Consider the following 21678-nt stretch of genomic DNA (forward strand, 5'->3'; position numbering starts at 1 on the left):
TGCCATTGTTGTTACCTTCTCTTATTTTTAGTTTATCATAACAATGACCTTATAAAACTGGTACTAATTAGTGTAGCCGATCCAGAGCGTACCCCATTTAATTAAAGGTATACGCTCTTATCTAAAACATAAAAAACTAAGCTGTTTGAATTTGACTTTCTGATTTACCTTGCTCATCTTTATACAGTTTATTATCATATAATTTGACAAAAGGAAGATAAATTAGCAAAGCTAAAATAGCAGAAAATATCGCAACAATAGCCGCTTTATAATCACCGCCAGTACTAATAAATGCCCCTAATCCCATTGGCGATGGCCATGGAATTAATGCGATGATAGGGTGAATAAAACCGGTATTAATAGCCAAATAACCTAATGTTCCACACGCCATGGGCGCTAAGAAAAAAGGCAGTGCTAAATAAGGATTATATACAATCGGCATACCAAAAATAACCGGTTCGTTAATATTAAATATTGCTGGCACTACAGATGCTCGCCCTAAGATTTTTAGTTGGCTAGACTTAGCAAAAAACGCAATAAAGAATGTCATTAATAAGGTAGAACCTGATCCCCCTAAAATCACAAGTGAATTATTAAATTCACCTGCAAAAGGAATATGTGCTCCCGCCGTATTTTCAGTCATATTAGTTAACATAATCGGGATAATAAATGCCCCAATAATACTCGCACCATGAATCCCAACCACCCATAATGCATGGATTAAAAATAGGATAACCATAATACCCAACCAACTTTTGGTGAGATTGGTTACAAAGGCAAATGGTACAGCAATGATATTAAAAATATCAGTACCAAAATAGATTAAAATACCATTAAGAACGATCACAAAAAAAGCAATCACAAAAGTTGGGATCAGTGCAGTAAAGGAACGTGAAACACCAAGTGGAACTGTTTCTGGCATTTTCACAACCCAGTTACGCCTGACGCATAAAAAATAAAGATGAGTCGCCACAATAGCCATAACTATTGCAATAAATATACCAGATGTCCCCAACCTAAAGACAAAGGGTTTTAAACGTAGACCATTAAAGACTAAATTACTTTGATCATTGAGTAAGGTTATCACACCATTTTGCATAATCAGTTCAGGCAAGGTCATGAAAAAGGCAAAAACGGATAACATTGCCCCATTAAGAGCATTAACTTTAAGACCGGTTTCTTCCGCTTCAATCTTAGTCAGTTCATAACCAACAACAAAGTTAAAATAAAGGGCTAAAATACCGATTGTTGCCGTATTAGCAATCATATAGAGATCACTCACTCTAAAAAAAGTATTTTCAAAAAATCCTTCTAATCCCGTAAATGTCATTGGCAACGTGTTGAATACTAAAAACATGGAACCAACAATAGAAAAAGGTACTGACGCCATTCCCGCCGCCATTACAGCTCGAACAATTTTAAATTGTGATATTTTCGCCATGGGCGTCATCAGGTATTTCTGTAAAATAACAAATCCCGTATTCATTTTGTTTTCCTCATCTAATTAATAAATTCTTCGTAAGCTTGGATTCTTTTGAAATGCAAATCCTGATTATGTTGAATTTTATTTAACTTGCTAAGCATTAAGGTGATAATAATTAGGCTTACCGTCAGTAACACCATTAATACATGTAAAGCATCTGGTGTCTGTTTTAAAAATGGAAAGAAAAAGTGATACAAAGGGGTATAGAGCGTAATCATTAGTGTCACAAAAACTATCGCTAAGGCACGATAAAATAGCCGTGCATAAGGCAATTTATTGCAATGATTACGATAAAGCTTAATTTGTTCCCATGTAGTAAGTATACCTAAAACAAAAAGAGAAATCGGCAAAAGAGCTATAATTGACAGTGAACCCATTAAAAAGATAGCCCAATAAAGATTCAAAAATAAAAAAAATGCGACGGTATAGCGAATCGCTAAAAATCGATTAAAATAGAGATTGGTTAGGCTGATTTTTTTATGCATTGTTAGCTTTTGTGTCATTATGCCACTCCTTATTTAGCCCTTTAATGTTGTTTCTAGCTCATGATGTTTTTCATATAGGTGTAACATTTCAATCGCCATTTCTCGAAAACTCATGGTTGTCATTAAGTGATCTTGTGCATGCACCATAATAATTTCCATCGTGATTTTGGTGCCATTTGCATAATTTTGCAGTAATTGTGTTTGTGAATGGTGTGCTTGTAAGATCTCTTTATTTGCTTCTTCAAGCAATTGATTGGCGGCACTAAAATCGGCTTGTCTCATCGCCTTAAAAGCATCGTGAATTTTAGTTTTAGCATTACCACTATATAAAATAATATTAAAAGCGATAAGTTGAATATCCTCTGAGCTCATTTCCTGATTCATTGCTATACCCCTTTTTCAATAAGTTGGATAAAAAGTTGTTTAAATTGGTGAAAATTATCTGTTTTCAATAGTTTTGATTGCATTTCTAAATCATCAATCAAGTTAACAATCGCTTTTGTCATCATCGCAAGAGTCGGATTTTGATAAATCGAGGGTGAAATCATAAAGATAAATCGGATTTGTGGGTAATTATCATCCCAAAAAACACCATCAGGGATTATTGCAATGCCAATTTTAGGCAATTTTCCAACAGGCATTGCTGGATGTGGCACCACAATGGTTGGGCTAAAGAAAATATCGCCTAATCGCATGCGGTTTTCCATTTGCTTTATCATCTGTTGTTTATAATCGCTAGTTTCATTTAGCGCTAAAAGATCAAGTAAACAATTTAAAACTTGTTCTTTACTTTGCGGCTGGTCACATCGGTAAAAATAATCAGCAGATAAATCATCTACCATTTGCAAAGCATCAATAACATGATCTACACAGCTTGACGTTGATACTGGTTCTTTATGTGTCGAAATAAGCATATTAGGTGACGAAAGATGACGGCGAATTTTTTGTACATCATCTTCGGTAAAAAATACTGAAACATGAAAAACTGGAACTTTAAATATTTTGGATGAAAGATCCACTGACGAGATAATAAAATCAATCTTGTCTAATATCTTCGGCTCAATTTCATAATACCCTTGCGTGGCAACAATTTTGATTCTTTCATTAAATTCACATTCAACGCGATTTTTTAGTAGTTGAGCACTACCAAGACCCGTTGCACAAATAATTAATACTTTGGCTTTTTGTTCATTTTTCAGTTTTTCAATCGAAGCTAAAAAGTGCAAAGTTAAATAGCCCCATTCATCATCATGAATAGTAAATTTTTTAAGTTCAGGAAGCTGGCTAAGGTAATTTTTAACTAACTCAAACAATTCTGGAGAATTGGCTTTAATTTCATTAATTAATGGATTTTTCAGTTTAATATGTTGCTTTAAGCGAACAATCATTGGTTTTAAGTGTTGAATAATGCCGTTTTTCAATTGCTCATCATTTAAAAATAAATATCCTGTCTCTTGTTCTATCTTGATGAGTAAATGAGTCAAAGACGAATACAACTCAGCATCAAAATCATTTTGGCAAAAATTTGATTTACTCATTAAATGTAAAGTTAAATACATTTGTTCTTCTTTTGGAAAACAAAAACCTGTTACCTTTTCAATTCTATTGATAATCTTTTTAGCGACTTGATATTCCAAAGTGTTTTTTGTCGATTGTGACATATCAAGATTTTGAATAGAAAGCCCTGACTGTAAGCGTTTAATGCTTAATGACAGATGTAACACGATATTTTGCATCATCACATCGGATAATTGTATTTTTGCCTCACGGCACTCATCTAAAATAATAATGGTTAACGAATCAAAACTAATGACATCACTAAAGTTATTTAAATGCGTTAGATGCTGCAAAAGATTAATCGATCCATCATGGAAAAAATAGCTCAAAATGAAATGTCGTTTTGCTTTTTCCTCGCCCTCAACATAAAACAAGGATTGACTTTTTTTGACTGTCAGACCATACGGTTTAAGTTGATGCTTAATTTCTAAAATATCTTTATTGAGTTGAGAAGAACTAATAAATAATCGCTCTGATAATGCCTCTATATCAATTTTTTGACATTCTAACAATAACAGATTAAGAATATGATGTTTTCTTTGACTTGCTTCTCGACAATTGGCTTGTTCTTCATTGCGATCTAATAGATGATGTTCAATTAGAAATAAATTGAAAGCTGTTCTATCTTTAATTTGTAGTTGGTAGCCATAACCTTGTTTACTAACGATAGCGCCACCATGACTTTCGATCAATGGTTTTAAATCATTAAGATAAGTGCGAACAGTGCGATCTGATAATGATAGCTCAGTTGCTAACCACGCACTACTTTTGAATAAATTTTTAGAACGAACCAATAAACTAATAAGGTTACGTTGTTTGTTTTTAATCACAATTATCCAAACCTGTGCCAACTAAAACCGTATTGTTAATAATATAGTGACGGTTTTCACTCGTTAGGTAATCACGCCACAGCCCCAGCCAGATAATAAGGCGCTGCCATTTGGCAAACGCCAAACCTATATCTAAAACAAAAATTGATTGAAATTATTGGATATTATCCTCAATTAACTTGGCTAATTGTTCAATGCCCGATTGAATGGGTATATAGGCCTGAAAAGGAATACTGACAACAGGTTTACCCACTTCATCACCCAAACTTTTCAATTTATCAAACATCATCATCGTTTGAGGACTAATTAAAAAAAGTGAAAAATCACTATTTTTAATCATATTTGCCCCTTCAGTTGCTGATACCGCATCAACCGAAACCGCTTTATTTTTGCTAGCAAAATATTCTGTCACCTTTTTTGCCATTAATGAGGATGACATCCCTGCGGCACAAATAATTAAAGCTTTTTTCATAAACTCTCCTAAAAAATAGTTATATGCTTTATAAGACGTCACCATTAGACTCAATGACTTTTTTAAACCATGCAAATGAGGCTTTGCGACTACGTTTTAGTGAACCGTTACCTTCGTTATCTTTATCAACATAGATAAATCCATAACGTTTTTCCATTTCACCTGTCCCTGCTGAAACAAGATCAATACATCCCCAAGGAGTGTATCCCATCAAATCAACCCCATCTTCTTCAACAGCAAGTTTCATTTGTTTAATATGTTCACGCAGATAATCAATACGGTAAGCATCGTGCACGCTACCATCAGCTTCGACTTTATCGTAGGCGCCAAAACCATTTTCAACTATGAAAAGCGGTAAACGATACATATCAGTTAACCAATTAAGTGTATAACGAAGTCCCTCAGGATCGATTTGCCAACCCCAATCTGATTTTTTAACATATTGATTGCCGATCAGATCGGTTTTTTCGTTATATTCATAGCTTTCATTATCTTCTTTTTTCCTAATTGCATTAGACATGTAATAGCTAAAGCCAATGTAATCAACTGTTCCATTTTTCAAGATCTCAAGATCTTGACTGGTGATATCAAGTTTAAAATCTTTACGTTGCCAATATTTTTTAATATGGTTTGGATACTCTCCATGGACATGCACATCAGCAAAAAAGTATTTACGCTCCATCGCCTTTTGTGCCATTAAAATATCACCGGGTTTACTGGTCTCTGGATAGATGGGTATCATAGCTAGCATACAACCGATTTTAAAATCAGGATTAATGGCATGGCCAATTTGTACCGCTTTAGCACTAGCAACTAATTCATAATGTGCAGCTTGATACATGATCTGCTCGCGATCGTCGCTTTGTTTATAGAAAATACCTGAGTTAGTAAATGGTGCAAAATCTTCATTAAAGTTAGCTTGATTATTGATTTCGTTGAAAGTCATCCAATATTTGACTTTATTTTTATAACGGTCAAAGCAAACTTCTGCAAAGCGAACAAAAAAGTCAATTAATTTACGATTGCGAAAGCCACCATATTCAGTAACAAGATAATAAGGCAATTCAAAGTGGGAAAGGGTAACAACCGGCTCAATATTGTATTTTAAGCATTCATCAAAAAGATCATCATAAAATTTTAACCCTTCTTCATTTGGCGCAAGTTCATCACCTTTTGGAAAGATACGAGTCCAAGCAATAGAAGTACGAAAACATTTAAAACCCATTTCGGCAAAGAGTTTAATGTCATCTTTATAGTGATGATAAAAATCAATAGCGTCGTGATTAGGATAATATTCACCGTCAATAACACCTTCAGTAATTTTTCGATAGCTTTTAGGTGAACCAACAGTCATCACATCAGCGACACTTATTCCTTTACCGCCGACTTGCCAAGCCCCTTCTAATTGATGAGCCGCAACGGCACCTCCCCATAAAAAATCTTTTGGTAAACCTTTATTATTCATAATCAAGTACCTGTGTTTATTGATAATTCAAATTTAGTATAAAAGGAAAAAAATAGAATTACTAACCAACTTTTTCCGTATTGATCAGGAAAAATATAAGTATATTTTGGAGGAAAGTTATAAATTAATATTAGTAAGGTGAGTTACTTTTTTTGATATTTAGAACTTTATCGGCACACGATAAAGATAACAAAAATCACTTTAAATTTTAAATAGTTAAAGCCAAATTTTAAATAAATTCTTCAAACTCATCAGCCTATTTCGAGGGCACAAACTCGATAATATGGTATTGAGCAATGTAATAAATATAAAATGGAGCTTCCTGTATGATTAAAATTGCCATTTCTTGCTTTCTACTTAGCAAAGAATCACTCCGCCTATGCGCGGAACTTTTCGAACTGATGCTATAATAAAATGTCCCAACTCGTAAGGGCTTTCCAGATAACTAATATATTGCTGTTAATTACGTTTTACTTCGTTAATAGGTTTAAGGTAAGTCAGAGAAAAAATAAACAGAGTTTATTCCCAACTAGGATAAAAAAGAAAACCAATATAATAAATCCGTTTTTACTTGTGATAGAAATAATCTAATCCTAACTTATTTTATTCTCATAAAAGTAATGATTAGTAAAAAAATTAGGATGATATAAATTATTTCTATCGAATTATTATTTAACTGGGTTGCCTAATGATTATTTACGTTGCCATTTACCGTCTTCACCCTTGTGATAAACCTTTTCGACAGCAGCCCAAGCTACTTTAAAAGCAATCGTTTCTGGTGCACTGTTATCACGCCGTTTATGCGGATCTTGATATTCCTTAATTGCACTATTAAATGCTTCTTTAAAAATATCTTGCGCATGTTCAGGCAAGACATGGCGTACTGAATCAGGTAAATCTTCACGAGTTTTATATGGCATATCACATTCCCTCATAAATTAATCTTAGATGACTGAAAATTTAAAATGGTAATGGTAAAAATAGCACTCCAACGAATGTAGTCCGATTTATAAAATAATACAAGCTAATTTCATTTAAGAATCTGCTGATGTGATCTAACGAGTCGGAATTGCTCGCATTGTTGATAGTAATTTCAGCAATGACAGTAATGCATATACCTAACGCCATATTCCAGATAAGCGATTATGGCGTCTATATCATAAAAAAATCACCGTTATCGATTGGCTAAATATGTATGGTCAGTCTTCCGATCATTTATAACCAGCTAACAAAGAACAAAGCCAGATTGAAGATAAATTAAGACAGCAAGCTAAATTTTTGTAAAAAATATTCAGGATTCTATACCGTTTCGTGATTAATTAACACTTCGCAGTATCTATTCAGGCAAATATATTTAAATACCACATTCTTATATTTATGAAATAAATATTTAGAGTTCTTTGTTATCTCGTATTTTTATCAACTCATCAACACATTGTTTTGCTGCTTTTTTGTATTCTTGTGTCTCTGCCTCAGAAAGTTTTTTATCTATTCTTGCTTCAAATAATTCAAAATTACCTAAAAAATCCCATTCAGGTATGGATATTTGTATTTCGCCATTAACAAATACCGAAAATAAGGTAATCTTATGCGCTCCAACAGATTCTCGATAGACAATATTGTTGATGCTTTTTACATCTAAATCTAATTTTCCACCTACTGACAAATCGTTAGGAATCTCCGTAATTTTGGTTTCATGCAAAGATAAATCACCTGCTACAGATAGGTTATCGGGTAATTTAGTTACAGGTGATTTATATAAATAAAGCCCGCTATTTAATGATAGATTATTGGGTAGCTCGGTTATTTGGGTTTCATATAAATACAAATCACCTGCTATAGATAAATTAGCAGGCAACGCGGCAATTTGAGTACTTCTTAAATAAATATAACCACCCACCGTTAAATTATCAGATAACTTAGTTAATTTTCCTTTGTATAAGGTTAAATTCCCTTTCAATGATAAATTATCAGGTAATTGAGTAATGTTGCTATCATCCAAATATAAATTGCCATCTAAAGCAAAATTATTGGGTAATTCAATGGTACTTGAACTAGTCAATTTCAAAGTTCCACCAATAAATAAATTATCAGGTAATTTATTTACTTTACCAAAACTCAGATTTAAATCACCACCAACTGATAAATGTTCTGGCAATTCAGTTATACGACGAGATAAAACCAAATTTTTTTTAACTGAAAGGCCTTCTGGTAATTTATTTACGCTTGAACCCAATAAATATAGTTCGCCATTCAAAAATAAATCATTTGGGATTTCTTCTATGCCAGACGATACATCCAAATGACCACCAACCATTAAATTATTAGGTAATTTTTCTAGATTGTTGGCAAATAAATGAAGATTTCCACCTACATAAAAATTGTCAGGTAAATAATTAAGCGGATTCTCAGATAAATCCAAATCTCCTTTCACAGACAAGTTATCGGGTATTTCATACAGATTATTACGTCTTAAATCTAAATCTCCGCCAACAAATAGATTGTCAGGCAATTCATTTACTTTACCAAAACTCAAATCTAAATTACCACCAACAGATAAATTAGTTGCCGACACTATATCACTTTTAAGGTTATTGCATAAATTCAAATCGCCGCTTACAGATAAATTATTTGGTAGAAATTTGATAAAACATGGGTTGATATCTAATTTACCACTAATAAATAAATTATCGGGTAATGAAAAAATATATTCATTGTCCAAATTTAAAGAATCGTAAACAAATATAGAATTACCCTTAATTGAGTAATCAATTTTTTTATAATCTAAATAATCAAAAAACGCTCCATGTTTTTCATACAGAAGTTCAATAGGATTGGTTCTCGTTTCATTTTCAACATTTGCAATAACCAAACAGGAAAACAAACTTAACATCAATCCAGTAACAAAAGTTTTTATATTAATTTTATTTAATATTTTCATATTGCAAATCCTTTTATATGGATCGATTAGTATTTCTGCGCTTAGCTAATTCATCAATACAGTCTTGTGCGACTTGTTTGTATTGTTTTGCTACTACCTCAGAAAATTTTTTATCTATTTTTGATTCAAATGATTTAAGGTTGCCTAAAAATTTCCAGCTAGGTACCGATATCTGTATTTCTCCATTATTAAATACAGAAAACAGCTTAATGTCATCTTCACCAACATGTTCACGATAAACAATATTAGTTATCTTTTGAACATCCAAATCCAAACCTTTACCCACTGATAAATTCTCGGGTAATGTGGTTATATTGGTGTTATTTAATTTCAAATTTCTACCTACTGATAAATTGTCAGGCAGTTTGGTGATAGGCGTATCAGATAAATCCATATCACCCTTAAGTAATAAATTACTTGGTAGTTCAGTTATTGGTGTATTGTTGAAGTACAAATCATCATAAACATAGAAGTTATCTGGCAATTTAGTAATGCGGGTATTGCTAGCATTTAACCTGTTTACATATATTCCATCAGGTAATTCACTTATCACCGTGTCACTAATATCTAAAAGACCTTTTACATATAATTTATTAGGAAGTCTAGTTAACATGGTCTCACTTAGATCCATACTTCCTTTTATAAATAGCCTATTAGGAATTTTGGTTATTGTAGTGCCCCGAAAATCTATCCATACATCGCTGTCGCTATAATGAATATAAATAAATCGATCTGTGTCTAACAATGGATATCTATGTAGTTTATTTAAAAACGCTTCATCTTCTTGTCTACTTTTAGCTGGTGTAGAAGATAGCGTAACCGCCTCTTTTATCGTGTTTTTTGCTTTTGGATTTTCAACGTCACTAGTAGTTATTTGGTTGTTATTTACTACATTGTTTTTTCTCATCTCGATTAATTCGTCAACACACTCTTTTGCGGCTTGTTTGTATTGCTGAGCAGTCACACCTTGATAGTTTGCATCTATTTTTCTTTCAAAGGATTTAAGGTTCCCTAAAAATTTCCAGCTAGGTACCGATATTTGTATTTCTCCATTAACAAATACAGAAAATAATGTAATTCGATCTTCGCCAATATATTCACGATAAGCAATATTACGAATTCTTCTTACATCTAAAATGAGCGATTTCCCTACCTTTAAATTATCTGGTAATTGAGTTATTGGTGTGCCTCTTAAGTCTAAATGCTGACCAACAGAAAGGTTATTAGGTAATTGAGATATAAAGCTGTTACTCAAAAGTAGATAATTCACAGATAAATCATCAGGTAATTGAGTTATAAAGCTATCCCTTAAATTTAAATAGTCAACAAATAAACGATTAGGTAACTCCGTTAAAATACCGCAAGAAAGAATTTCAAACTCACCACCAATCGATAAATTATAGGGGAGTTGAGGCAGTTGGGTTACTTTACTGCCATCACATTTAAAGTCACCACTTATGGATAAATTATCAGGTAATTGAATAGAGCTATCCATAATTTTAAATATGTCATCAATAATAATATTATTATTTTTAAATGAATATTCGATCTTTTCATAATCTAGGAATTTAAAAAAATCTTTGTACTGCTCTTGAATAATTAGTAGATTGGCTTGGTTTTTTCTCATCTCAATCAAGTCATTGACACATTCTTTGGCTGCCTGTTTATATTCTTCTATTTCTGACTGATATTCATCTTCAGTGGCTTGTGAGTATTCTTCATCAATTTTTGCGTCAAATGCGTTAAGATCACCTAAAAATCGCCATGCTGGTACTGATATTTTTATTTCATTGTCAATAAATACAGCAAATAACGTAATGTCATCAATACCCACTTCTTGACGATAAGCTATATTATTAATTTGCTCTACAGGTAAACTAATTGAACCTGCATGTAAATCTTCAGGTAATTGGTTTATTTTGGTTTTATATAAAATTAAATCACCCTCAACAGATAAATTATTGGGTAATTCCCTTATATAGTCATTATTTAAATATAAATCACCTTCTATCGATAAATTATCTGGTAAGATAAATTTGGCTTCATCATCATCTATGTATAAATTATCACTAATATAAATGTGATTATCTTTAATTGAATAGTCAGTTTCTTGTTGCTTTAGATAATTGAAAAATAATTTATATCTTAAATTAACTTGTTGACTGTTTTTTTTGTCTATCAAACTATCAATATCTGTTATTAAGCTATTGACCCTTTCATTTTCAGAATTTTTTACAAACAAGCAAAGAAAAATTGTTAATAGTATGCCTATACTGATAATTAACAAATTCTTTACATTTAAAATATTCATATACTAAATCCTATATCCCAATAATTTACTTCCTAAAAAGTATTAAGAAGTTATTTTTATAATTATTTTTGCCAAAATTATATAATATTACATAAAAACGAAGAAGTTTGCGGTAAATATGGCCGGCTAAGTGAACTAGGGTTCAATGTCTTTATTTGCGTACTACTTGCTCTAGGCCCCGCTAAGGTTACCCATGTTATACCTTCATTATCAGGTGACGGCGTCATGATAGCCGTTATTCCACCATGAGATACAGAAGCCCAAACCAATTGACTTCCATTCACGCCACCTATATCTAAATCAAAATACAATCCAGCACCCGTCGTTGGAAAGTTAAGACCATAAAAGGATAGATTTGTAGATTGAACTAAAAACCCTTTATTAGGATTCCAAATGTTAGCAGGTCCGGCGTAAGAGCCTGTATCAAGAGCCGTGTTGCCTACCTTTAAATAACAAACTTTAGGTTGTGCCTTTGGATTGATGTAATAGGTTACCGAATCGCTTGTAAAAACACGACTATTTAGCATAATCACTGTTTCTAAGCAAAAATACTAATTAAAAATAATTATAATTGCCTAACATTGAGGCATAAAAAATGAATAAACAACCTTTAATAGGCTAATTTACACCAAAGGTGGGTACAAAAACGCAATATACATTTAAACGTTATGATAAATGACTAACACTTTAATGCATCGACAATCAACTTAAAAACATTCGAATGCCCTTTGCGGCTTGGGTAATAAAGATAAAAAGAATCATATGTAATGGCAAACTCGGCTAATAACTCAACCAATTGGCCCGAAGCCAATTCCTGTTCAATACCAGAACGAGCAAGCCAAGTAATACCTAAACCATCTAAAGCTGCTTGCTTACGCAAATGATTGTTAATCATAAATTGCGAATGTGGATGGTATTTCACCATTTTTCCTGCTTCCAAAAATTCCCATGGCAATTCTGTACCATGCTCAGAAGATATCCGCATACCAATTAAACGATGCTTGTCCAAATCTTTAACACTTGTTGGCACAGCCTTCGCTTGTAAATAATTGGGACTAGCTACTACAGCCATTTTTAAAGGAGGCGATATCTTAACGGCGATCATCTCTTTAGCAATATCACTCCCTAAACGGCATCCCATATCAAATCCCTGCTTAACAATATCCGCCCAACTATTATCAGCTTGAATTTCAACTTTAATTTGTGGATAACAAGGCAAAAAATCACGTAATTTAGGGTATATAATCTGTTCAACAGCAATACTTGGAGCATTAATTCGGATCGTTCCTGAGGGGGTATTAATAAAATGGTTTAACGCATCAACCTCTTGATGGATAGAATCAAATAAAGGTGAAATTTTCCGGAATAACTGTTCACCTGCCTCGGTGAGTGACACATTACGCGTGGTACGATTAAATAGGCGCAGGTTTAATCGAGTTTCTAAATTTCGCATACTATGACTTAGCGCTGATGAAGTAATCCCCAATAATTGCCCTGCTTTAACAAAGCTAGAGGTCTGCGCCACAATAATAAAGTAATTTAACTCATTTAGGTTATACACAATCAGACCCTATTAGTGAATTTAATTCACTACACTATAAAACACCTCCCCATTTATCTCAATAAAAACCCTCGCTAAAATAGCATCAAATCATAGCCAAAGAGTAAGCAACAGGCAAAATAGGAGAGGCGCATGACAAAAGAAGTGATTGTATTAAGTGGAGCTGGGGCTATAGGTATTGCAATTGTTAGACGCATAGCGATAGGCAAACAACTCCTATTAGCTGACCTAAACCCAGAACACGCCGAAAAGCAAGCACAACAACTGCGCAATGCAGGATTCAATGTACACACCACCGCTTGCGATGTATCAAATCCAAAATCAGTCAACAAATTAGTCGAAACAGCCACAAAACTAGGCAAAATAATGGGCTTAGTCAATACTGCTGGGGTATCGCCATCGCAAGCGTCTGCCGCACAAATATTCAACGTTGACTTATACGGCAACGCCCTATTATTGGACGCTTTTAGTCCTATCATGGCAAAAGGCAGTTCAGCGTTAGTCATTGGATCACAATCTTCACACCGCCTAGCACCTCTAACACAAGAACAAACTAAAGCCCTAGCCTTAACCCCGACCGAAGCTTTGCTTGATTTACCATTTATAAAAAACATCAACGACACCTTAAAAGCCTATCAACTAGCCAAACGCGGCAACGCCATAAAAGTACAAGTGGAAGCGGCCAAATGGGGACATCGTGGCGCCAGAATAAACTGCATTAGCGCAGGCATAATCCACACCCCTTTAGCAAACGACGAACTCAATGGTGACCGAAAAGATTTTTATCGCAATATGCTAAAACAACTCCCTGCAGGCCGGGGCGGCACACCTGACGAAATTGCCAATCTTGCCGAATTCATCATGTCAGACAAAGGCGCCTACATAACGGGCAGTGACATATTAATCGATGGTGGCGCCACGGCAAAATATTGGTGGGATAACAACAATTAATTTTAAATGAAATAATATGACCTGAAGGAATAAATCATGTATGAATTTAGTTTTCAAAACCCAACGCGTATAGAGTTTGGTATCGATAAAGAAAAAAATATAGGGCGCTATATGAAAGAGTTTGGTGCCAAAAAAGTGGTCATTATCTTTGGCAGTGACCGCATAAAGCAGTCCGGCTTATTTAACGACATAACCACAAGCCTAAACCAAAACGGCATCGAATTTACCGAATGTGGCAAAATAAAAAGCAACCCTGTCTTAAGCAAAGTGCGTGAAGGGATCACAATAGCCAAACAATTTGCTGCTGACAGCGTACTTAGTATTGGCGGAGGATCATGCTTAGATAGTGCCAAAGCGATTGCGGCAGGTAGTCTGTATGATGGCGATGTTTGGGACTTTTTTACCGGCACTTCAGTAACCAAAGCGCTCAACATTTTTGACGTCATGACACTAGCAGCAACAGGTAGCGAAATGAACAATGGCGGCGTTATCACAAACGAAGAAACCAAACAAAAATACCCAATCCATGGATTTTGCTTATTCCCTAAAGTCTCGGTGATTAACCCTAAACTACAAACCACAGTCAGCCGCGATTATTTGGTGTATTCGGCCGCTGATATTATTGCTCATTCTATTGAAGGATACTTCACCGCAACCACCCAACCGGAACTGATTAATTTACAAATCGAAGCCAACATTAAAACCGTCATCCGCACCACCGAAATACTATTAAAAAATCCCAACGATCTAGATGCGCGTGGTGAATTTGCTTGGGCTGCAACGCTAGCTTTAAATGGCCTAACTTATGTAGGCACAGCTGGATTTAGCTACCCAAACCACATGATAGAACACGCCATGAGCGCCATTTGCAATGTACCACACGGCGCAGGATTATCGGTGGTTATGCCTGCTTGGATGAAATGGTATCACGATCGTAATCCAAAACAGTTCCAACGTTTTGCTAAACAGATTTTTGGCTTATCCACAGCCGAACAAGGCATTGAAGCACTAAAAGCATGGTTTAACAAAATCGGCACCCCAACCACGCTTAAACAGCTCAATATTAATGAACATGACTTAAAACGGGTGATTGATAACGCAACGCAAAATGCGGTCGATTGGCAAATGAGTGATGTTTATAGTCGGCAAGTTATTGCAGGGATTTTTGATTTAGCGAATTAATCCATTGAGATTGCACCATCATTGACCAAAAATCATCTTTAATGAATATTCATTAAAAAGGAGAAACAGCTTGGAAAATATCACATTAAACAATGGCATCAAAATGCCCATTCTTGGTTATGGCGTATACCAAATTCCGCCAGAAACATGTGAGCAATGTGTATTAGATGCCATAAGCGTCGGTTATCGCGCCATTGATACCGCACAAGCTTATGGCAATGAAGAACAAGTTGGCAATGCCATAATCAAAAGTGACATTCCGCGTCAAGAACTGTTTATTACCACCAAAATATGGATCACTAATGCTGGCTACGAAAAAGCCAAACAATCGATCGACGAATCATTACGCAAATTAAAAACCGACTATATTGATTTACTGCTAATCCATCAGCCATTTAACGACTACTATGGTACTTACCGCGCAATGGAAGAAGCTTACGAACAAGGCAAAGCTAAAGCAATCGGCGTCAGTAACTTTTACCCAGATCGCCTTATTGATTTAGCGCATTTTGTTCGCATAAAACCAGCTGTCAACCAAATTGAAACACATGTATTTCAACAACAAAAAATTGCACGCGAAGTAATGCAAAAGCTAAATACGCAAATCATATCATGGGCACCTTTTGCCGAAGGAAAAAACAACTTCTTTCAAAATCCGGTACTTATTAAAATCGGCAAAAACCACCAAAAATCGGTCGCTCAAGTTGCACTGCGTTTTATGATTCAAAATGGAATTGTGGTCATACCAAAATCGACCCGAAAAGAACGAATGAAAGAAAACCTTGACGTATTTAACTTCTCACTTTCAAATCAAGAAATGGCATACATAGCGGCTTTAGATATAGGTCATAGCTTATTCTTCTCGCATCAGGATCCGAAAACGGTGGAATGGTTTATGTCTATTTTAAAATAGTTGAATTGGGTGCAGAATATTGCGGCTTCGGCGCAACCCTAAGGGAAAATGCCCCAACTTACGCGGGGGCTTTGTTCTTTGACAAATTATCCTTAATTACCTCTCACCTCTCAAGGATTAATAGCTAAACGCTAAGGCATAGTGCAAAGACAATAGTGGGAAGAGGAATAAAAAGTACCACTGCTGCGAATGCGTCCGTCGTCCGAGTAAACATCAAACTGAACTCTATCAGCTGCGTCACTCACCGAGTAGCTATAGTCGGCGAAATCTGTATCAATATAATGGGTCATGTAGCCCCATTCAGTGAACAAACCTGCTCCTATTCGACGCTGGTAATGATTACCATCCGACGACGGCGTAGCACCAATAGCACCTTGACACCAAGGCGCCTCAATACAAACCGCATTGGTTAAATCACTTATCCGTGCCATACGATAACCCAAACGACTACACCACTCTGCTTGGTCAGAATTCCAATCTCGTTCATTCCCTCGGTTGACAAACCACTGCCTCAACTCAAATCCATATTTGACTACCGCACTACCATCACTATCCCTTCCCACCAACTCAAATGTTTGCGGTAAAGATGGCCGGCTAAGTGAACTAGGGTTCAATGTCTTTATTTGCGTACTACTTGCTCTAGGCCCCGCTAAGGTTACCCATGTCATACCTTCATTATCAGGTGACGGCGTCATGATAGCCGTTATCCCACCATGAGATACAGGAGCCCAAACCAATTGACTTCCATTCACGCCACCTATATCTAATCTATATCACTAAGACTTTGCTCCACCACTGGTAATACGATGGGATTGATAACCGTTGATGTGTTAGTTGATGGCGTGATTTTGATACCATTCGATAACTTAATATTTAATAAGTCATCAATTGCCGTCACCTTGGTTATTCTACTATCAGACGTCAAATAGGGAAAAGAACCGTGAATAACAGGTGGTGTCTGCACCGATAATGCCTGCGAACTGTGCAAATACAGCAATAATAGTTGAGCAAAAACCAATAGCGAATTGCTTCTTGGCGAAAATCTTACCGATAATCTCGGTGATTTCGATGATAAAAATGAGAATCGAATCTGTTTTGACTACGCTGTAAATGGAGTAGATTTAAGGCATAGGCTTGGCAAGTCAGATACCAACTACGATAACGCATAATGATTAACCAATCAGGTAATTTTTGTTTTATTTCGATTGTTTATGATTCTTTGCTCATCAAATGATGATACTTTTTACTAAAAAGCATCGAAATTATAGCAGTTGAACGCTAAAGCACCCGTTTTTTTATTAATTTATTAAGTGATTTGTTTTGGGGAGTATTGTCTGGTTAAAAACACCTAAAAAAATTAACTAAAACCAATTGCCTTTCCGACAGTTTTTTGTGCATGTTTATATGAAATATAACAATTACCGTTCATGCTAGTCAAAATGACGCTGTTTAGTCAAGTTTAGCTTTGTTGTTTGTTTACATCAACAACAAAGCGTCCTTTTACTTTTCCTGCAATCATTTGATCTGCCACTTTAGCACACTCGTTTAATGTGATTGTTCTGCCGACATAAGATAAGATGTCTTCATCTAGATGCTGCGCTAATAAATGCCATGCTGTTACGCGTTTATCATAACTTGCCATGACACTATCCACGCCAGCCAAAGTTATGCCACGTAAAATAAATGGCGCAACAGTTGCGGGAAAGTCCATGCCTTGGGCAAGCCCAAGGCATACAACAATGCCGCCATATTGGGTCTGTGCACAAGCATTTGCTAAAGTGTGCGAACCAACTGCATCAACAACAGCTGACCACATTTCTTTTTGTAATGGTTTACCCGTTTCTTTTAAGGTTTGGCTATCAATAACATTAACCGCCCCGAGTTTTTGTAAATAATGAGCTTCATCCATTTTACTGGTCGATGCCGTAACTTGATAACCTAATTTAGTTAGTAAAGTGATGGCAATCGAGCCCACTCCACCACTTGCTCCCGTTACCAATACCATGCCATCTTGTGGTTTTACACCAAAATCAACAATACGCAGGATGCATAAAGCTGCAGTATAACCGGCTGTACCAATGATCATTGATTGATAAGCGGTCAGATTGTCAGGTAGCGGAATCAGCCAGTCAGATTGTAAATAAGCATATTGAGCCAAACAGCCCCAATGAGTTTCGCCACACCCCCACCCATTTAAAATCACCCTATCGCCTTTTTGATAACGGCCACTAGCACATTCAATGACCGTACCAACACCATCAATCCCTGGCACCATTGGCCATTGCCTTACAACTGGACTTTTGTTGGTGATAGCTAATGCATCTTTATAGTTAATACTTGAATACGCAACTTGGATCAATGTATCACCTTGCTGTGTCAATAATTGTTGTTTATTAACATTTTTTAGTGAACAGGTAACCCCCGTCGCTTCTTCTTTTTCTAGAATAATGGCATTGAATGACATAATGTTTCCTTATCGCTTAAGGTACTCAAGTAAAGTGAGCAATTGCCTTAAATACAAGTTTCCAATAATAAGTAGTCATTCAAGAAAAAGCAACGTGATATATTACATATGACAACGATCAAACTGGTAGTGCTTTCGAAAAGTAGGACTAACCCTAATGCTAGCAAGCTTTAGAGGTGAAAGAGGCAATCTTTAAAGGTGAAAACACTACAACAAAGACTTCGATAGCCTATGGTCTATAGCAAAGAAAGCCCGATTGAAGATAAATTACGACAGCAAGCTAAATTTTTGTAAAAAATATTCAGGATTCTATACCGTTTCGTGGTTAATTAATACTTCACCGTATCTCGTATCTATTTGTTAAAACATGTAATAACCATCGTATCAATCAATGCCAGAATTATTATAAAAATTGAGCATAAACATAGCAATTCATCGTTTGAACTTTATATTTTATTAGAAATAATCATTAAAAGATAATAAAGTATTAACGCAATGAATTTATAATAACTAATTAAGGAAATAAACAATGAAAAAAAAATTTTTAACCGTATTGATTGCTGGATTTTTGATGATTGGCTGTGATGACAAACCAACCGAAAACAAAACGCAACAACCCACAGCAACTTCAGAAGCTAAACCTTCTGATTCTAAAAAGACTGAAGATGTTTCACGGCAATTTGCACTAAAAGCACGTAAAGGTAATATATGGCTAGAGGTTTTTAATGCTAATGTCTCCCAAGCTGCAGATGAATTAAGAGGGAATGGGCATGGCAAGATGACTTCTTCTCTTTATCATCTTGATAACAGAGTTAAGGATTTTTTAAGAGGTATCAGTGATAAAAACGGTAGAATTGATGTCAATCGTGTGAAAAAAAATCCAACGAAACTATTTATCGGTTATCACCCAGAACCAAAGGAGCTTGATGAATATAAACAATTGATTACTGAGTTATTAGCATTTAAACCAGAGTTACCCGAACTTGATGCCGCAGGCAAAGCATTAAGTGATAAATACGTTGAAATAGGATTAGCTTATGACCAGATAGCTAAATATTATTTAGATAATGAGTATAAATTGGATGACTTTGCCAAATTACCTGAACTATTAAATAATCTTAACAAACTTTATAACCAATATATTGAAGCAAAAAGTGTGGCTTTAGCAGCTTATGGTAAATTATACCAAGAAATCCATGCATTTCAAAAATCAGAAATAAAAAACAAAGGGTTAACGCTTAACTACAATTGCATGGAAATCATGGATTTATCTGAAGATGTTATCGCGTTAATCAATGAAAGCTTTACCGAAGACAACCAATTTAAAAATCTCGATAAATCAGCCCTTGAACAAAAAATTCAACAAATAGAATCCATAGCCGATGAATTAATTACAAATAAAGGCAAAAATAAATTGATTAAACAACAAGGTTTAAACGATATGTATTATGACCGTTTTGTTGATCGTTTACCTGGATTGATTAATCAAATGAAAATAGTTTTAAAAAATTTACAGACCAATACTGTAGAAAGAGAAGTTGATTCTTTGAATAGGGAGCTTAAAAGTGTAATTGACGGCTATAATCAAGTAATCAATTAAAAATAGATAAAGATCGTTTCATTGCTAACATTTTAGTCATTATCAATGACAATAAATAGTGGTATAAATAAAAACGGTGTAAATATTACACCGTTTGCAATGCATGAATTTTGGTTAAATAACCATCTACATATCATTATATAGTTGGTTATGTAGATGAATGCAAATAGAACTCAATATTTAATCTGCGTTGATATTCACTTTTTTATTTTGCGCTGCCGATGAAACTGCGCCAATAAACACCACATCACTTGACGAATTTAATGCAGTTTCAACCGAATCTTGAATCACGCCAATTGCAATCCCAATACCAATCACTTTAGCTGAAATTTCGTTAGGAATGCCAAACATACTACACGCGACAGGAATAAGTAGTAAAGATCCCCCCGCAATTCCCGATGCCCCACAAGCACATACTGAAGTTACAATACAAAGTAATACCGCAGAATAGATATCAACATGTATACCGGCACTAGCCGGCATTGAATTAACTGTGGCTAAAGTTAACACCGTTATAGTAACAGCCGCCCCCGACATATTAATTGCAGCGCCTAATGGCACAGCAACGGTATAGGTATCTTCATCCATGTTATATTTTTTACAGATTTCAATATTCACAGGAATATTTGCGGCTGAGCTACGTGTAAAAAAAGCAGGAATCGCACTTTCTTTTAAAGCAGTGAATACAAGCGGATATGGATTCTTTCGCATAACTAGATAAGCAAGTAATGGATTGATAACCAATGCAACAATTACCATGCAAGAAACTAATACAATTAATAAATGAGCATATTTTTTCAGCTCATCAAAACCTGTTTCGGCTAATGTTGAAGCGATAAGTCCAAAGACCCCTAAAGGCGCAAATCGGATAATAATTCTGACAATAAATGAGATAGCATAAGACAGATCATTCATCATTGTTTTAGTGCTTTCACTAGCGTGCCTTAGTGCTAAACCAATACCAACTCCCCATACAATAAGACCAATATAATTTGCATTTATCAGCGCATTGACTGGATTGTCGACCATTTTGCCTAATAACGTTTTTAACACCTCGGTAATGCCATTAGGCGGAGAAAGCTCAAGGTTATTTAGTGTGTCACCAAATGAAATTTGCGATGGGAATAAAAAACTAGCAATAGTTGCTAATAGTGCAGCTAACATCATTCCAACAAGATAAAGGGTAATTAACGATCTCATATTCGCCTGTTTACCATGCTGATGGTTGGATATTGATGCAATCACTAAAATGAGCACAAGTATAGGAGCTACCGATTTTAAGGCATTAATAAATAGTCCACCTATAAGTGACATTCCTAATGCGGTATCTTTCGATACTGCGGCGAGAATAATACCAAATATTAAGCCCAATAAAATCTGCGGTATCAACCCTACTTTTAAGTAAAAACGAACCAACGGATGAGAAGAATGAGTCATAATATTCCTTGTTTATTAAAATAAAG

19 protein-coding genes are annotated in these 21678 nt (G+C 35.0%); 4 read left to right on the forward strand and 15 right to left on the reverse strand.

From position 1 onward, the window contains the following. Nucleotides 1-136 precede the first annotated feature (136 nt). From celB to GQ593_RS09740, 11 genes are all read right to left on the reverse strand, one after another. Entirely contained in the window at nt 137-1486 is a 1350-nt protein-coding gene (gene celB / locus GQ593_RS09690) for a PTS cellobiose transporter subunit IIC (RefSeq protein ID WP_160431835.1), read from the reverse strand. 14 nt (nt 1487-1500) lie between these two features. Next, complete coding sequence (locus tag GQ593_RS09695; protein ID WP_160431836.1) at nt 1501-1986, reverse strand: hypothetical protein; 486 nt, start codon at nt 1984-1986, stop codon at nt 1501-1503. Between the two features lie 15 nt (nt 1987-2001). Further along, nucleotides 2002-2340 carry a PTS cellobiose transporter subunit IIA gene (locus GQ593_RS09700; RefSeq protein ID WP_160431869.1) on the reverse strand — a complete coding sequence of 113 codons (339 nt, stop codon included), beginning with the start codon at nt 2338-2340 and terminating at the stop codon, nt 2002-2004. Between the two features lie 14 nt (nt 2341-2354). Next, nucleotides 2355-4355, reverse strand: coding sequence for a PRD domain-containing protein (locus tag GQ593_RS09705; protein WP_160431837.1), 2001 nt, complete (start codon nt 4353-4355; stop codon nt 2355-2357). A 154-nt stretch (nt 4356-4509) separates the two neighbouring features. Further along, on the reverse strand, nt 4510-4827 hold the full coding sequence (locus GQ593_RS09710; protein ID WP_160431838.1) for a PTS cellobiose transporter subunit IIB: 318 nt from the start codon (nt 4825-4827) through the stop codon (nt 4510-4512). A gap of 28 nt (nt 4828-4855) precedes the next feature. Further along, nucleotides 4856-6292 carry a 6-phospho-beta-glucosidase gene (locus GQ593_RS09715; RefSeq protein ID WP_160431839.1) on the reverse strand — a complete coding sequence of 479 codons (1437 nt, stop codon included), beginning with the start codon at nt 6290-6292 and terminating at the stop codon, nt 4856-4858. Between the two features lie 692 nt (nt 6293-6984). Further along, nucleotides 6985-7212, reverse strand: a complete 228-nt coding sequence (locus GQ593_RS09720; protein WP_160431840.1) for a ChaB family protein — start codon at nt 7210-7212, stop codon at nt 6985-6987. 470 nt (nt 7213-7682) lie between these two features. After that, nucleotides 7683-9233, reverse strand: coding sequence for a hypothetical protein (locus GQ593_RS09725; RefSeq protein ID WP_160431841.1), 1551 nt, complete (start codon nt 9231-9233; stop codon nt 7683-7685). Between the two features lie 13 nt (nt 9234-9246). Continuing rightward, nucleotides 9247-11544: a hypothetical protein gene (locus tag GQ593_RS09730; RefSeq protein ID WP_160431842.1), complete on the reverse strand. Its 2298-nt coding sequence runs from the start codon at nt 11542-11544 to the stop codon at nt 9247-9249. A gap of 77 nt (nt 11545-11621) precedes the next feature. After that, nucleotides 11622-12071: a hypothetical protein gene (locus GQ593_RS09735; protein ID WP_160431843.1), complete on the reverse strand. Its 450-nt coding sequence runs from the start codon at nt 12069-12071 to the stop codon at nt 11622-11624. 152 nt (nt 12072-12223) lie between these two features. After that, nucleotides 12224-13105: a LysR substrate-binding domain-containing protein gene (locus GQ593_RS09740; protein ID WP_160431844.1), complete on the reverse strand. Its 882-nt coding sequence runs from the start codon at nt 13103-13105 to the stop codon at nt 12224-12226. Nucleotides 13106-13237: 132 nt separating this feature from the next. Here GQ593_RS09740 and GQ593_RS09745 point away from each other — a divergent pair, with 132 nt between their 5' ends. From GQ593_RS09745 to GQ593_RS09755, 3 genes are all read left to right on the forward strand, one after another. Continuing rightward, a complete protein-coding gene (locus GQ593_RS09745) occupies nt 13238-14056 on the forward strand; it encodes an SDR family oxidoreductase (protein WP_160431845.1) in 819 nt (272 codons plus the stop codon). A gap of 36 nt (nt 14057-14092) precedes the next feature. After that, nucleotides 14093-15238, forward strand: a complete 1146-nt coding sequence (locus GQ593_RS09750) for an iron-containing alcohol dehydrogenase (protein WP_160403926.1) — start codon at nt 14093-14095, stop codon at nt 15236-15238. A 70-nt stretch (nt 15239-15308) separates the two neighbouring features. Further along, on the forward strand, nt 15309-16151 hold the full coding sequence (locus GQ593_RS09755; RefSeq protein WP_160431846.1) for an aldo/keto reductase: 843 nt from the start codon (nt 15309-15311) through the stop codon (nt 16149-16151). Nucleotides 16152-16282: 131 nt separating this feature from the next. Here the strand turns inward: GQ593_RS09755 and GQ593_RS09760 are convergent, their stop codons facing one another. The 3 genes from GQ593_RS09760 to acuI all read right to left on the reverse strand — a co-directional run bounded on the left by GQ593_RS09760 (nt 16283) and on the right by acuI (nt 18615). Further along, nucleotides 16283-16903: a hypothetical protein gene (locus tag GQ593_RS09760; RefSeq protein ID WP_160431847.1), complete on the reverse strand. Its 621-nt coding sequence runs from the start codon at nt 16901-16903 to the stop codon at nt 16283-16285. 11 nt (nt 16904-16914) lie between these two features. Further along, the gene (locus GQ593_RS09765) at nt 16915-17115 is read right to left on the reverse strand and encodes a hypothetical protein (RefSeq protein ID WP_160431848.1); all 201 of its coding nucleotides are present in this window, start codon (nt 17113-17115) and stop codon (nt 16915-16917) included. A gap of 495 nt (nt 17116-17610) precedes the next feature. Beyond that, nucleotides 17611-18615 (reverse strand): acrylyl-CoA reductase (NADPH), encoded by a 1005-nt coding sequence (acuI, locus tag GQ593_RS09770; RefSeq protein ID WP_160431849.1) that lies wholly within the window; start codon nt 18613-18615, stop codon nt 17611-17613. 529 nt (nt 18616-19144) lie between these two features. On the opposite strand from acuI, the gene GQ593_RS09775 reads away from it, so the two are divergent. Then, entirely contained in the window at nt 19145-20215 is a 1071-nt protein-coding gene (locus tag GQ593_RS09775; protein WP_160431850.1) for a DUF3829 domain-containing protein, read from the forward strand. Between the two features lie 180 nt (nt 20216-20395). Here the strand turns inward: GQ593_RS09775 and sstT are convergent, their stop codons facing one another. Continuing rightward, on the reverse strand, nt 20396-21655 hold the full coding sequence (gene sstT / locus GQ593_RS09780; protein ID WP_442903606.1) for a serine/threonine transporter SstT: 1260 nt from the start codon (nt 21653-21655) through the stop codon (nt 20396-20398). Nucleotides 21656-21678 lie beyond the last annotated feature (23 nt).

The sequence above is a fragment of the Gilliamella sp. Pas-s25 genome (assembly GCF_009795885.1).
Classification (GTDB): Bacteria; Pseudomonadota; Gammaproteobacteria; order Enterobacterales; family Orbaceae; genus Gilliamella.